The organism is Flavobacterium artemisiae (genome assembly GCF_042678225.1).
Lineage (GTDB): Bacteria > Bacteroidota > Bacteroidia > Flavobacteriales > Flavobacteriaceae > Flavobacterium > Flavobacterium artemisiae.
Genome location: NZ_JBHUDZ010000012.1, coordinates 1056591 through 1070150 on the forward strand (window position 1 = coordinate 1056591; position 13560 = coordinate 1070150).

Genomic DNA, 13560 nt, shown 5'->3' on the forward strand with positions numbered 1-13560 from the left:
GTTTTGTATTTGGAGATTTGGCAAATCCCAAAAAAAAGGGCTTGATTTAGTTTCAAACCAGCTGTGCCAGCACGTTACCAACAATCACCAAAAGCCGAAATATAACACAAATTATAATTTAAACAGTAGAAAATGTCAGATGATATAAGAAGGGTTGTTTATTATTCAAATAATGATTTAGGCAGTAGAAGAAATTTAGAGAATGCAGAAAAAATTATTCAATTATTCGATAAGAATAACTCCTTTACCATAAATGATTTACTAGAATTATATAACATTCAATTATACTTTAAAAACAATCTGCGTTTACCTACTTGGTCTGATGAACAATATCAAAAATATAAAACTATAACAAGCAATTTTTGGGAGTTAATAAAAAGCTTTTTTTTATCAATTGATAACTCAAATTTCACTCAAATTTTCACAGAAATAAATTTCCAGTATACTCATAATTTTTTAGAATTATTCAACAAATTAAATGTATTTAAAAAAGTTGATTCTAGTTTAATTTCAGCTTTATTGGTTTCTAAAAAGTATATATTCCAAGAACTTTTATATAATCAAGAATTAGTAAATTACTATTCAAAGGAAATTGTGGAGCATTTCGAAAAAAATCCCGAAACTGCTGAAATAATTTTATCTCACTTTGAGGAAATTTCCTTTAGTGAGAAGAAAAAAATTTACATACCTAAAATCTTTTCTTTTGATAAAATTGAAACATTGATCAACCGATACATTTCACTTCCGGAACCAAATTTAAATTACATTAATCTTATTGTAAATTCTCAAAATTTAAAACTTGATTTTAAGACAAAATTTAGAGCTTCTAAAAAAGAACGTGAAATTACAAAATCATTTTTCAAGGAGAATAATGGAATATCATATGGTGTTGAAATTGGAATTTCAGGAGAACAATCAGAGCCTAAAACATTAAAACACGATGAAGTAAACAATAGATTAATTTATACCTATAGCAGAAATTATCTTGATAATGCAAGAGATTTTTTTTCGATATTCAAAAACTTCACTTTCTTATTTGAATATGCCAACTTTCAAGGTTGTATGAATTTAGTGCAACGAAATTGTGAGATGGGCACTATGGATAAGATTTTTATGCGTTCAAAAGGAGAATTTTTAAAATATATAAAATTTAATCAAAAAGAACTTCTCTCTAATGGACAATTTGCTATATATAAGCATTACTTAAGAAATAACAATGTTGACATTGAAGATGTTATTTCTTTTGTCGTTGTGGAAACACTACAAAAAGTCTATGGAATTGAAAAACTAAAAATTTCACTACCCTCAAAAGAAACTGAATTTTTTGAAAAGGTACGTATTCTAGCACCTGAATTAGAATTTCTATTAAAACAATATAATGCATTTATTGAAGACGGAAAGATAGATTTTGAATTATTACGATTTAACTCATCTCCTATCTATTTCAGCAAACTAAAAAGCAAAGTAGAGATTAAATATGTATATCCAAAAGGCGAAAATATTTATCGCATAAAAAATGGTTTGTTTTCCACACAATCATCTTTAACCTATATTGATCCCTTTAAGAATAAATATAGCCATCTGTATGAACTCCTTTTAAAAGAAAATATCACTTATGATTTATTTGAAGGTTTTCAACAACGTGAAATTGATTATTTATTAGAGAAAAAAATCATCTTTTTTGATATCAATAACTTTATTAGAGTTGATCAAATTATGTCTCTTATATTTAGTTTATTTCATTATCAAGAGGTTATAAGTTTTTGGCATTTTCCTTTAGAAATGCGAAATATTTTAATTGAGTTCGAAAAGCAGAATGAAGTAATATTTGAAAATTGTTTGTTTACTCGAGAAGAAATACGCTATTTAAACTATAATTTGAACAAAAAAGAATTTTCCAACGGTTTAGATTTACGAAATAAATATATTCACGGTTCAAACTCTGAATCAAAAGATGTTCAAGAAAATGATTATAATGTACTTTTGAAAATTTTGATATTAATTCTTATAAAAATTCAAGACGATATATTAATTAGTAAAGTAGAAAACTGAAAATAATAACTGCTAGTAGCAGTTATTATAACGGATTTGGGCAATTTGCTTAATAGAAAGTTTGTTTTGTATTTGAATGATTTGGTAAATCCGAAGAATGGGCTTAATTTAGTCCCAAACCCGTTGTAGTAGTGGAACGTTACCATCAAGCATAAAAATAAACGGAGAATTAAAAATTTATATCTGTAAATTTAATGAACGAAATAATTTCGCCAAAATACCAAATGAAACTTGTGAAATCCGTTCACGATGCTATTTGGGAGGAATATAAATCATACAAAGAAGTTAGTTTGTACATTAGTAAATGGTACGAGGGAGATCAATGGAATAATAATTGGGAAAACTTCCATATATACCAAAAAGACAACGGGGAAATTGACTTATTAAGTACTTTACACTCAATGATTGGAAGCGACATATTAAAAATAGCTATTGATATGGGAGTTGAGACGCCAGATTTTATTCCATCAATTCCAACATTCAAAAATGAATTGAAATCGGATTTCAAAATTGCTTATGATACTTTTACAAAAGCTTTTAAACAAATCGAAATAGATCCAGGTCTTGCAATTGGTTTAGCAAATTCAGCGTTAGAAAGTATTATAAAGGAAATTTTAAAAGATGAGCGAATAAGTAGTAAAGTCAAGGGAACTGAAACACTTTATAAATTGACTACAATAGTTTTAAAAGAATTTAATATTCTTGACGATAATCATCCTGTAGAACTAAAAACTATTGGGAGTGCACTTTTGTCTATAAATCAATCAATTGAAAAATTAAGAAGCGAAAAAACTAATTTCCATGGGAAAACATCGGATGATTATTTAATAAATGATACAGTTTTTACATATTTTGTAATTAATTCAGTCGCAACTGTTGGACTTTTTCTAAACTCATATTTTAAAACAAAATTTCCTAAACCGATAGAAATAAAAGAAGAAACTGACGATTTGCCCTTTTAGATTTTATAGAAAGAAAAAACCAGCCGGTAATTGCTACTATAACAGATTGGAGCAATAGATATAAGGAAAGTTGGTTTTGAATTTAGGATGATTGGCAATTCCTAAAATGGACATAATTTAAACAAACCCGTTTTAATACAAGAACGTTACCAGTAATTTTGAAACCATCTAAAGCTGTATTATGAAGCAATTAGTATTCTTGTTTTTTATTATTTTTGTTAAATTTGGGTTTGCGCAACAAACCGAATTTAGATTTTCAGAAGAAGGACTAACAGATTTCTTAGTGGTAGAATGTGAAAATAAAACTCAATCTCAACTATATAAGAAAACAATTGATTGGATAGCGGTAACGTATAATACTCCAATGGCAGTGCAAAAAGCTCAGATAGAAAATGAATATATAAGAATTGAAGGATCCGCCAAAGACCTTCTTGGTAGCGGTACAAAATATCAGATTGAAATCTCATTTAAAGACGGAAAATATAAATTTGATATAACACAAATTCAATTTTGGAATGAGCTTGATAATTTCTTACTTGGTGGCTCAGAGCCAATTTGGAAAGACTTTGAAATGACCCATACAAATAGGTATGTCGATAAAAAGGGACAGATTAAAGGTCGGTATAAATCCACATGTGAGAAAGTAATTAATTATTTCAATACTTTAAATCTAAGTTTAAAAGTTTTTTTGCTGAGTGAACAAATTCCAAGTAAGAATAAAGATTGGTAAAAAGACAACTTTTACCAGCCTGTCACCGCAATTGCGAAGGTCTCTGTAATTGACGATTCATTTTCACGACGAAATTCTATTTTAGAATAGGGAACTCTGTCTGCTTTGACTCGCGACTACTTTTGTTTATTAAAAATGAAGTGATTATGGAATATAATGGAGAAAAAAACTGGGTTTATTTCGTATGATAGAGAAGGACGAAGATTTAAAGAATACTTAAAAGAACTAGCTAAAAAGAGCTATAACAAACTGATTTAGGCAATTCACTTAAGAAAGTGGTTTAGTATTTGGTAATTGAAAGAACTTAAAAATGGGGGCTTAATTAAATCACTGTAGTACAAGAACGTTATTAGAAATAGAAAATCGTGAAAAAAAGAATAAATTATTATTATTTACCACAAGAATATTGGAAAAAACACGATTACTGTGAGTTTCTAATCAATCAAGTTGAAGATTTATTACTGAATAAAGTGTTTAAAGATTTAAATACTCAAACTATAACTTTTCCAGACGAATTCATGGAAGCTCTACAAGATATTGATGATGAGCAAAATCATATATTCGATTTTCTTGAAAAACACAAGTTCAACGATGAACTTACCCATATTGTCAGATGTCATTTATTAAGTGCTTTAATAAGAGAAACTTGCTACTCAATACAAGAAAGTTTACTTTGCTCATTGAAAATGAGACTGACTGTTAGTTTTACCCTTTTAAGAAAACCTTTTCTTGAAATTCTAATAGTACTTATGCGAATGCTAAATGAAACAGATTTTATTGAAAAATTTAATTATCAAGATAATTTTGACCCAATAAAAACGACACCTGAACAAAAAAGAAGATTAATCGCAAATACAAATAAATTCTTCTTTGAAAAATATAATTGTGAGGATTTATTCGAATGTATTTTTGATAAAGACGAAATTGAAAGTATTTTTAATATTACCAATAATGCTATTCATTTATTTACAGATCGAAACCCGAAAAATAAAACTGAAAAACAGAATTTAAATTTTATTTTTAGTGATTATCAAAACACCGATTCACAATGGGAGTATATCTATTTTACACTACCTATGATACTAAATTTTTTAACGGACTTAATTGATTTGTTAGTATTGAAATGTACTCCCGTAGAACAAAAGGTATTTACTTTAAGGATGCAAAAGAGAGACAGATTAAGAAGATTAAATAATGTCTGCTAACACTTATTTTAAGGGGTTTAGGTAATTGGTATAATGCAAATTAATTATAAAACTTAACCTGACGTTTTTTAAGGATCCTCTAATAATATTTTATTAAGTCGTGAGTTGATTCAAACGGCTTATCCACCACGAAAAGATATAATAAAATAGAAGTATTTACGACCCTGTTTAGAAAATATTTCTGTATTATTTAAAGATTTCAATTAGGGAATTGTGCGAGATCTTTTCAATTAAAAATCTAGGTATGTTTTAAATATTCTTATATTGCTTTCATAAAAAATAAATTATTGCAATTAAATATAGGAAATGCGAAAATTCGTCGAAAAAAAAGGAAAATATGTTATTAAATTACCAGAAGATTGGTTTCATAAAAATGCTTTGTATGATGCCAAAGAAAGTGACCCAAACAGTTTTGAATTAGTAGAAGAATCAGTCGGTACATTTCAAATTAATGTAATAGATATAGCTAAAGGAAAAATACCAGATTTAATAAAAAATAATAATATCCAAAATCAAGAATACGGAAAATCTAATTTAGATATTGTTGAACGTTTTATTGAAATGGATAAATTTGGAATGTATATGTGGTTTGTCAGAGTTGAGGATAATTTTGTTATTTCAAAATACATATATGATGTTGAAAGAAAAAATGATGAAAAAGTAAAGCTTGAAATTGAAAAAGCAAAAGAATCTCTTAAATCGTTAATTTTTGTTCCAGCTGAGATTAGAGAACAAATACTCATTCATTATCAATTTGACAAATTTATGTTCTCTTTAGCTAGCGCCGGAGATTTAATATCTCGAGCATATAAATCGACAAATCCAATTGAATTAGTGATATTACTAGCAAATCAAATTGATGCTTTATTAAGATTGTGCTTAATACTTCATAATCAAATTGAAACTAAAACAAAAGAAATAGATATAAAATTAATTTCACAAAGAGATGAAGATAAGGTTGTGATGGAAAAAAGTATTTATAAAATGACTTTTGAAAAAGGGATAATTACCAAAGAGTTACACGATGAATTACATAATCTTTATAATAAACGTAATAAAGTGGTTCATAGGTATATAATTAGTGACTTAACGACAAAAGATGTTTATGAAATTTCTATTGATTATAGCCTAATGGAAAAGAAAATTGGTGATATTGTAAAGTTTTATGAAAAAGAACAACATGATAATAAAATTGGAATGTATGGAAAAGGTGATTCTCCAAGCCGTGCTATGACTCAGGATGAAAGAACGATACTTCAATTGATGATTGATGAAAAGCATTCTCATTATAGTTTTATTACTAAGGAGAAATAACTGTAAAGAAAATCAGTTAAAAGATTTGATTTTTTTTGATTTGATTAAAGTTGGTTTTGTATTTATGCTCTTTATGACAAAATCAATATTTAAATAAAACTCATCTGAACGTCGCATAGCCATAAGACGTAAAGTGTAATTTCTAACAGAACAGAAAAGTAATACTCAATTAATAAGATAAATGAAAGAAGAAACTATTTATATAGACAAGCCTCAAGAAAGTTTAGATGAAATTCAAAAACTAATAGGAATAGTATATGAAGGTTTTATGGCTCTTGCTATGGATTATGGTTATCATATAAATAATGTTTTTGGGCAATCAAAAGATGGAAAGCACGAAATTTATGAATTAAGAGATAGTATAAACTATAGAATTAAAAGTGCAAATTTACATTTTTATCTATTACTTGTAAGAAAGCTTGAAATTGAAAATCGATTTGCAAATATGCTCAAAGAAAAGCCATCAGTGTTCAATGGTTTTATTATGGGAAATCCTCATTTTGATATGGCAAGTGATGAAATCATGGCTTTGTATGATAGTATAATATTTCATCTTTCTTCTTGCTTTGACTATTTAGCAATGCTTACGCAATTTATATTTGGTAAAAACCCCGAAACAAAATTGCAGTGGATTACTTTAGTTAAACATTGTCACAATAGAGAAAGTGAATTTGGGAAAAGAAAATTTGTTGAGAATATTAAACAGATTGATGCAGATTTTGTAAGCAAGTTTAATGATTATAGAGCAGAATTAATACATAGAAAGAAGTCGACATCATTTGCTGACGTTTCTTGGCAATTAAACTCTGGTAAAGTAATTACCAAATTTCTATGCTCGGATAAAATTAAAACTAATCTTAAAAAGATTATTGACAAAGACTTAAATTACTGTGTCACCTACGCTTCATCTGAATTAATAAAACAAACTCTGCTAAAAATTGCATATGTTTTAAACGGAATGCACGATGAATTCAGAGAAAACTATGTTCAGCATTCTCCAGTTATGAATAATGGTGGCTTTCAAATTATTTCAATGAATTCAGAAACGAAATTTGCAGAATCGCCTGCTATAGGTTTTTGGGAAAAGTTTATGGAATACAAAAAGTTTAATTCAAAATCATAAACAATAGCTTCTGTCAGCCGTTTGCCATTATTTATCAGATCGAATTAGTATAAAAAAACTCAAAGACTGAAATAAAATTTAATCACTAATAAATTATCAAAAGGATACAATTAAATGATAACTATAACTTATACTAAAGATGTTTAATGAATTATTAGAGATTATTGAATTAACAAAGATAAAGGAGTTTAAAACAGATATAACCTATGAACAGATTTTCCAAGCTAAAGAGATTATAAAAAAAGCACCTGAATCATCACAGCATTTATTTCTTATCCTTTGTGCAATGAACTTAATAAATGCGGCTATAAAAACAAAAAAATTTAAGGATGAAATACATTATGGCATGCTTAAACCAAAAGTTTCAGGGCTTTTAATGACAATATTAGATATTAATACGATAAACCTAGATGTTGAATTTTATATAGATAAATTAAAACAATGTGCATACATAGAGATTTACGACTTACAATTTGGCTTTCATAATATAACAATTTATAAAGAACTTGAAGATTTTATCAATTCTCCACTAAATAAAGCAAAAATATGGAAGGAAGTTCCTTTACAAAAAATTGCAGGGGAATTATTTGATTATGCAATTAAAAAGAATTAAAAATGAAGAATTAAGGTAAGTTAAATTTCATTATAATCATTTTTAATTGAAAAAAAGGTTTCAACTTAATTAAAAAGTCATACCCAGTTATTTTAGAACTTACACACTTTTAGGACAGTGTCATAGCCTTAGAAAGTTGAACCGCTATTTGCAGACAATTATGAAAAACTGTACTCTTTGTCAAGAACGCATAGCTGATAAATTAAATTCGCACATAATTCCAAAATTTATGTGCAAAAGGTTATTTGAGAATTCAAATCCAAGACATTCTATTCAACTATCAAAAGACGGAAAACAGTTTAAACTTCAAGATGTTCCCAAAGAGAATAATATTTTTTGTAAGCAATGTGAAAACCGATTTGAGAAGCTTGAAACATACTTTTCACGGGTATTAATTGAAATTAATTCACTCCAAAATGCAGTTAGAAAATATGAAATTGAATTGACGGATAATCAAGATGTTTTAAGTTGCAACGACATAACTCCATCCTTATTTCATTTATTCTTTTACTCTCTCTTGTGGAGGGCTTCTATTTCAAAACATATTTTATTTGACACTTTTAAAATTGGTACTGAAGTCCAAGAAGAACTTCGAATATTTTTAAATGAGAACCTTTTTGATACGCAAAAAGATTTATTATTAAATGCAAAAACGATAACTAAAATTCCAATCTATCATACTTGTTTTATAAAACCGAAAAATAATACTCGTGGAATTTTCAGTGCCTATAATTTTGCTCCAAATGCCTATGCTATCTATACCGTAGATTATGCACTTTTTTTCTACACAAAAGAAGATGATTGTATGCCTGCCCACAAATTATATGGAAATATAAGTAATGAAATAATCAAGGTTGTTTTAGCAAATGATGAGAATTGGAAGGTTTTAAATAATTCAGTTGTTAAAAACATGCTAGATTATCAAACCCCCAGATAAGATCTTTTTTGTCAAGATTGGTATTATATTCTCAACTGGAAATATATGTATCTTTACAACTTAGCAATAATTTTCGATTGCACAAAGTCTTGGAAGGTTATAATAAAGAAGGTGACTATTTTAAATATATGAAGATCCAAATGAAAAATTTTTTGTGGTTTACACATACTAATATCGACTGCTCGGCAAGAAGTGATTTTTCCTTTGATCTAACACCATATATAGAAGTTTTCATCAAGAAAGAATTGTGGAGAAAGAAAAGATATCGAACTGAATATAATTTTGAATTTGAAAAAGAAAATTTAGAAAATTTAAAATCTATTAAAATTAATTTTCACATAAAAGCTTCGCCTTATTCAAATTGTCATGAATATGAATTAATTTTAGAAAAGTACTTCCCACTAAAAAAAATTGAACGACTTAAAATAATTTCTTCTGGGATTTCAGATGCGTCTCGCATTGCAGTTATTGAAGCTCAATTCAAATCAAAAAAAATTCTACGTAGAAATTTAAAATATTTAGAAGAGAAAAATTATGAAAAAGTATTAGACCAATTAGATAATGAAAATCATGAATCTTGGGAGGAGTCAAACAAACTAAAATCTATTATTTCCGAATTTATTCAGTTTTTGACTTTCAATTTACACCTCAATTTCTTAACTCATCGATATTCGTTTAGTTTTACAGATAAGCCAAATCCATCTGGCTTTTCCTTAATTAATAAAAACAATAATTATTTTTATGAAACAGATAGGATGGAAATGCTTTCACATTATATAAAGTATGAAAGAGAAACTGATGAACTTGACTCATTAATGAGGAAGACTTCACAGTTTTGGACGAGGGATATAAATTCGATTCACTTTTTCATGGAAGCGTTAAAAAGTAACTATATTACTTCAAATAACTTTATTAAGCTGGTGTTTACATTAGAAACTTTTTTTGGACAAAATGTATCGAACGACTATGTTTCTCTTGTCATTCCGTTAATTATTTCCGACAACATTAGTGATATGAAAAAATTTAGAGAAATAATAAGAAAGAGTTTCAATCTAAGAAATCAAATTGTTCATGGCAACACTCTTGTTGACTTTAATTCTTCAGCAAAACCATATTTTAATGATATAAGAAATGACGAACTTTTTTTTGAATTAAAAAACGTAATTATTAACATTTTTCATTTTTACATAAAAAAAGATTTGTATCTGAAAAAACAGAATGTACATATAAATCATGAACTTATATTTCAGTTATTACCCAAAGGAATATATTAACCGAATATGATTTTCACTCTAGAAGTCCGTTTAATAAGATTTCACGTAGAAATAAAAATATTATAAGCCGAAATTATTATATTAGACAATGTAATTATGAGCTATAGCTACAATACACCTGAACAAGCAATAATTTCGTTAGAAAATGCATTTTCTAACAAGGATATTGTAAATGTGGTCGCTTCTAAAAATTTTGAAGCTGAAGCAAAAATAGTTTTGCAAAGAACAAATGTGGAGCTAAATGAAGAGACTATTGATTTGACTGCTAAATTACTTGAGCTATCACTTGTTGAGTATATTCTAAATAATGGGTTTCCTGATTTTTCTATGGTAAAAAGGCAATTTTCTGAATTAAGTGAAATAGATAATGATTTGTATTTCATCGAGGAAACATTAATTTATGAGGATGGTAAAACCTACAGCAATATAATTTTTCTAACAGTTGAGGATAATAAATGGAAAGTAGCTATGAATGAGGAAAAATAATTGTTGAAATTACTCATATAATTTTCCAAAAATACGCCAAACAAAAAATGTCAAAGATGTCAATAAATAAAACGCATAGTGCCAAAAGAAAAAATTTTATACATTTAAAATTATTAAAAACGGCATATAAGGAACTTAAATATTTATATCTAAAAAATATGGAAAGTTGCTATTCAGGAACTTTCCATATTGTTTAATTGTTCCAATATTCGTTTTTTATTCTCATTACTTCATTAACAAGTCGATTTCTTTCATCTTTATCAATTAGTCCAAACATAATACGGTCATCTAGTATCTGTATTACATTTATTGTTTGTTTATCAAATTCCTTTAAAAGTTCTTCTGCTTCTTCTACTTTTCTTACTACATTTTTATCATTCGAAAAATCTACTACTTTAATACCACTAAATACATCTGTCACAACTCTAATAAAACCTTTTTCTTCTGTCATATGTTACTAATTATAAGGTGAATAATATTGAAGGTAGTAATATTTTTAAGAAATCAAAATAAAAAATATTTTTTGTGCACATTACTATTTTATGACACCGCTTTTTATTAAAATATATAAATGTTTGAAAACAAAAAAGAGACTCGAAAGTCTCTTTAGGAATTAATATATATCATTTTATAAAAGCCTATTTTGCTTTTAGTAATTTTTCCAAATATTCGATTTTATCCTGTTCTGCTTTCAATAGTCGCTCGTAAAGTTTTCTATTTTCTTCTACAGATTCCATTAGTTTATCTAATGGATTAAACGTGCAATGATGATTCCCCACAGTTCCCTGACTATTATCGTAAAAATTGTTGAAATAGTTAAACACGCCTTCTTCTGAAAAATTCTTAATTGCCTCTACGCTTACTCCCAACGCTTTTGCTACTTCGATAAGTTTTTCTTCTTCTATAGTTTCGCTGTTTTCCATAATAGAAATGGCCTGCTGGTTTGTTCCCATAGCCTGGGCTAAAGCTTCTTGTTTCATGTCTTTTAATTCACGAATACGACTGATTTTTCGTCCTATGTGATTTGGTTTTGTAACTGTACTCATAGCTCAAAGATAATAATTAAGAATAAAAAAGTAAGTCTCCTGTATGATATAGAAATAGTCTTGTACGGTACAATACAAATTGATACGGTACAGTACGACTAATCACTTACTTGCCTGTGTGTTAAACAAAAATACAATTTTTCACACAAGTATTAATTAAAAAAATTAAAATTATGAGTAGTGCAATTCAATTTCAAGATCAGAAAGAATTGGAGAATGCCGTTAGAGAGCTCCAATCATTTATGGACATTACAGCGGTCACCCTGCATGAGGCAGAGACAGCAGGGAAAAGAGGTTATATACTTACTATAATCTTAAGGGAAGATTCACAGCAGATCGCATCGGAAATGTATGACTGGGCGGATAAGGTTTTAAAAAAATATCCGTCTGTACCTTTTGTAATTATAAATCTATGGGATGTACTGCATCGCTTAAAGCATGGGAGCTTGTATTATTTAAAGTGGTATTTATCAAACATAAGTCTGTTTAAAAACGAGGAGTTTGATTTTAAGATTAAAAAAGATATTCCCACTGTATCTGTTCTGCTTAAAAAAGCAGTAAAGAAAAACAGCGGGCTTTTATCCAAAGCAGAATCATTAAGAAGAGGTTCCCAGCATTATGAAGGAACAAATAACCATTATATGGCACTCTATACAATCCATCAGGCGGTAAACCTTCTTTTTGGTATAATCGGAGAACTGGTCATGGGAAAATCTCATTCGAATCATTATACACTAGAGCACTTAAATACGATAAAGGACTATGCGCCTATTTTGAAGCAGGTGTTCAATACTGATCATGATACGGATAAAGAAATTACTGATTTACTTGATAGAGCAAGGATTGAATTTCCTTATGGGGGCAAAACAAAGATTAAGAAATACAGGGTTAAAGAAGCACAAAAGAAACTTTATCGCATCTTAAAAGAAACTAAAAAAATCTTCCAAGACCAGCTTTCCTACTGCGAGGAAAAATCCGTTTTCTTTATTGAACCAAAACAGAATTCAGAAATTTTAAATGATCCAGTAATAGACTATGAGAAGCTTGTAAGTGATACCGTTACGTCTTATCTTAAGACTGAGGCAGTTTATTGTTTTGGAACAGCAGAAAAAAGGGTTAAACACTTTTATCTATTAATACTTGTCAAAGAAAGTAAAGCAAATGCAGTGCATGATCTGGCTGATATTATTAAAAGCAGAACCAAAGAGCAGTGCACGGCAACACTTTTGATTCATCATATTTCAGAGATTACGAGCGCAACAGGTGATCAGAAATATTTCTTTTTGAATGTTATAAAAAATGGAAAGGCTTTGTTTAAAAAAGAATCTGCTGTTGTGGAATTTGGAGATCTTCCAGTCCGCAGTTTAACATCATCAAAAGAATACCTGTGCTATAGAAATATTGTGGTGAACAATATGGAAAAATGGCAGGAAGATTATGAATGGGCATGTTATGCTCCTCTTAAAGGTTTGATGCTCCATACTATGGCAGAACAGATCTGTCTTGGAATGATTCGCTTGTTTATGGGGTATTCTCCAAATCATTTTTCCCTTTCCTATCTATTAGAAATCTGCGATCATTTTAACCCTGAAACAAGCAGTTACTTTCCGAGGGTTACAGAGCAGGACAGAAACTTGTTTACGATCTTAAGCAGATCATATGCTCAGCTAAGATACAGCGGTGCAGATACTTTTTCTGAAGTGGATATGAATCTTTTGCAGGATCGATACAATGACTTTGCTGGTTTCTGCACAGGTGTTGTACAAGATGAATTAAGACGTACTGAGAACCTGATTTCGGCTGAACCTTAAACAGACA

Annotated in this window: 13 protein-coding genes; 11 read left to right on the forward strand and 2 right to left on the reverse strand. The window is 28.4% G+C overall.

The window, feature by feature from the left end:
- Window positions 1–132: 132 nt before the first annotated feature.
- The 10 genes from ACFSC2_RS15325 (at window position 133) to ACFSC2_RS15370 (ending at window position 10696) form a co-directional block, all read left to right on the forward strand.
- On the forward strand, window positions 133–2052 hold the full coding sequence (locus ACFSC2_RS15325; protein WP_379814502.1) for a hypothetical protein: 1920 nt from the start codon (window positions 133–135) through the stop codon (window positions 2050–2052).
- Window positions 2053–2246: 194 nt separating this feature from the next.
- Window positions 2247–3014 carry an abortive infection family protein gene (locus ACFSC2_RS15330; RefSeq protein ID WP_379814501.1) on the forward strand — a complete coding sequence of 256 codons (768 nt, stop codon included), beginning with the start codon at window positions 2247–2249 and terminating at the stop codon, window positions 3012–3014.
- 181 nt (window positions 3015–3195) lie between these two features.
- Window positions 3196–3744 (forward strand): DUF4468 domain-containing protein, encoded by a 549-nt coding sequence (locus ACFSC2_RS15335; RefSeq protein WP_379814500.1) that lies wholly within the window; start codon window positions 3196–3198, stop codon window positions 3742–3744.
- 365 nt (window positions 3745–4109) lie between these two features.
- Window positions 4110–4949, forward strand: coding sequence for a hypothetical protein (locus tag ACFSC2_RS15340; RefSeq protein WP_379814499.1), 840 nt, complete (start codon window positions 4110–4112; stop codon window positions 4947–4949).
- A gap of 306 nt (window positions 4950–5255) precedes the next feature.
- Entirely contained in the window at window positions 5256–6263 is a 1008-nt protein-coding gene (locus tag ACFSC2_RS15345) for a hypothetical protein (protein WP_379814498.1), read from the forward strand.
- Window positions 6264–6444: 181 nt separating this feature from the next.
- Entirely contained in the window at window positions 6445–7386 is a 942-nt protein-coding gene (locus ACFSC2_RS15350) for a hypothetical protein (protein ID WP_229990213.1), read from the forward strand.
- A 139-nt stretch (window positions 7387–7525) separates the two neighbouring features.
- On the forward strand, window positions 7526–7999 hold the full coding sequence (locus ACFSC2_RS15355) for a hypothetical protein (protein ID WP_229990214.1): 474 nt from the start codon (window positions 7526–7528) through the stop codon (window positions 7997–7999).
- A 160-nt stretch (window positions 8000–8159) separates the two neighbouring features.
- Window positions 8160–8936, forward strand: coding sequence for a hypothetical protein (locus ACFSC2_RS15360; RefSeq protein ID WP_379814497.1), 777 nt, complete (start codon window positions 8160–8162; stop codon window positions 8934–8936).
- Between the two features lie 128 nt (window positions 8937–9064).
- A complete protein-coding gene (locus tag ACFSC2_RS15365; RefSeq protein WP_379814496.1) occupies window positions 9065–10210 on the forward strand; it encodes a hypothetical protein in 1146 nt (381 codons plus the stop codon).
- A gap of 96 nt (window positions 10211–10306) precedes the next feature.
- Window positions 10307–10696 (forward strand): hypothetical protein, encoded by a 390-nt coding sequence (locus tag ACFSC2_RS15370; RefSeq protein WP_229990217.1) that lies wholly within the window; start codon window positions 10307–10309, stop codon window positions 10694–10696.
- Window positions 10697–10889: 193 nt separating this feature from the next.
- Here ACFSC2_RS15370 and ACFSC2_RS15375 read toward each other — a convergent pair whose 3' ends face one another.
- Both ACFSC2_RS15375 and ACFSC2_RS15380 read right to left on the reverse strand, forming a co-directional pair.
- Complete coding sequence (locus ACFSC2_RS15375) at window positions 10890–11147, reverse strand: hypothetical protein (protein ID WP_379814495.1); 258 nt, start codon at window positions 11145–11147, stop codon at window positions 10890–10892.
- 187 nt (window positions 11148–11334) lie between these two features.
- Window positions 11335–11742, reverse strand: coding sequence for a helix-turn-helix domain-containing protein (locus tag ACFSC2_RS15380; RefSeq protein ID WP_229990219.1), 408 nt, complete (start codon window positions 11740–11742; stop codon window positions 11335–11337).
- Between the two features lie 173 nt (window positions 11743–11915).
- On the opposite strand from ACFSC2_RS15380, the gene ACFSC2_RS15385 reads away from it, so the two are divergent.
- Complete coding sequence (locus ACFSC2_RS15385; protein WP_379814494.1) at window positions 11916–13553, forward strand: hypothetical protein; 1638 nt, start codon at window positions 11916–11918, stop codon at window positions 13551–13553.
- Window positions 13554–13560: the final 7 nt, after the last annotated feature.

Bases quoted from the DNA above. Each gene is read 5' to 3' on its own strand.
- ACFSC2_RS15325 (WP_379814502.1), top strand. From the start codon at position 133: ATGTCAGATGATATAAGAAGGGTTGTTTATTATTCAAATAATGATTTA.
- ACFSC2_RS15330 (WP_379814501.1), top strand. From the start codon at position 2,247: ATGAACGAAATAATTTCGCCAAAATACCAAATGAAACTTGTGAAATCC.
- ACFSC2_RS15335 (WP_379814500.1), top strand. From the start codon at position 3,196: ATGAAGCAATTAGTATTCTTGTTTTTTATTATTTTTGTTAAATTTGGG.
- ACFSC2_RS15345 (WP_379814498.1), top strand. From the start codon at position 5,256: ATGCGAAAATTCGTCGAAAAAAAAGGAAAATATGTTATTAAATTACCA.
- ACFSC2_RS15350 (WP_229990213.1), top strand. From the start codon at position 6,445: ATGAAAGAAGAAACTATTTATATAGACAAGCCTCAAGAAAGTTTAGAT.
- ACFSC2_RS15355 (WP_229990214.1), top strand. From the start codon at position 7,526: ATGTTTAATGAATTATTAGAGATTATTGAATTAACAAAGATAAAGGAG.
- ACFSC2_RS15360 (WP_379814497.1), top strand. From the start codon at position 8,160: ATGAAAAACTGTACTCTTTGTCAAGAACGCATAGCTGATAAATTAAAT.
- ACFSC2_RS15365 (WP_379814496.1), top strand. From the start codon at position 9,065: ATGAAGATCCAAATGAAAAATTTTTTGTGGTTTACACATACTAATATC.
- ACFSC2_RS15370 (WP_229990217.1), top strand. From the start codon at position 10,307: ATGAGCTATAGCTACAATACACCTGAACAAGCAATAATTTCGTTAGAA.
- ACFSC2_RS15375 (WP_379814495.1), bottom strand. From the start codon at position 11,147: ATGACAGAAGAAAAAGGTTTTATTAGAGTTGTGACAGATGTATTTAGT.
- ACFSC2_RS15380 (WP_229990219.1), bottom strand. From the start codon at position 11,742: ATGAGTACAGTTACAAAACCAAATCACATAGGACGAAAAATCAGTCGT.
- ACFSC2_RS15385 (WP_379814494.1), top strand. From the start codon at position 11,916: ATGAGTAGTGCAATTCAATTTCAAGATCAGAAAGAATTGGAGAATGCC.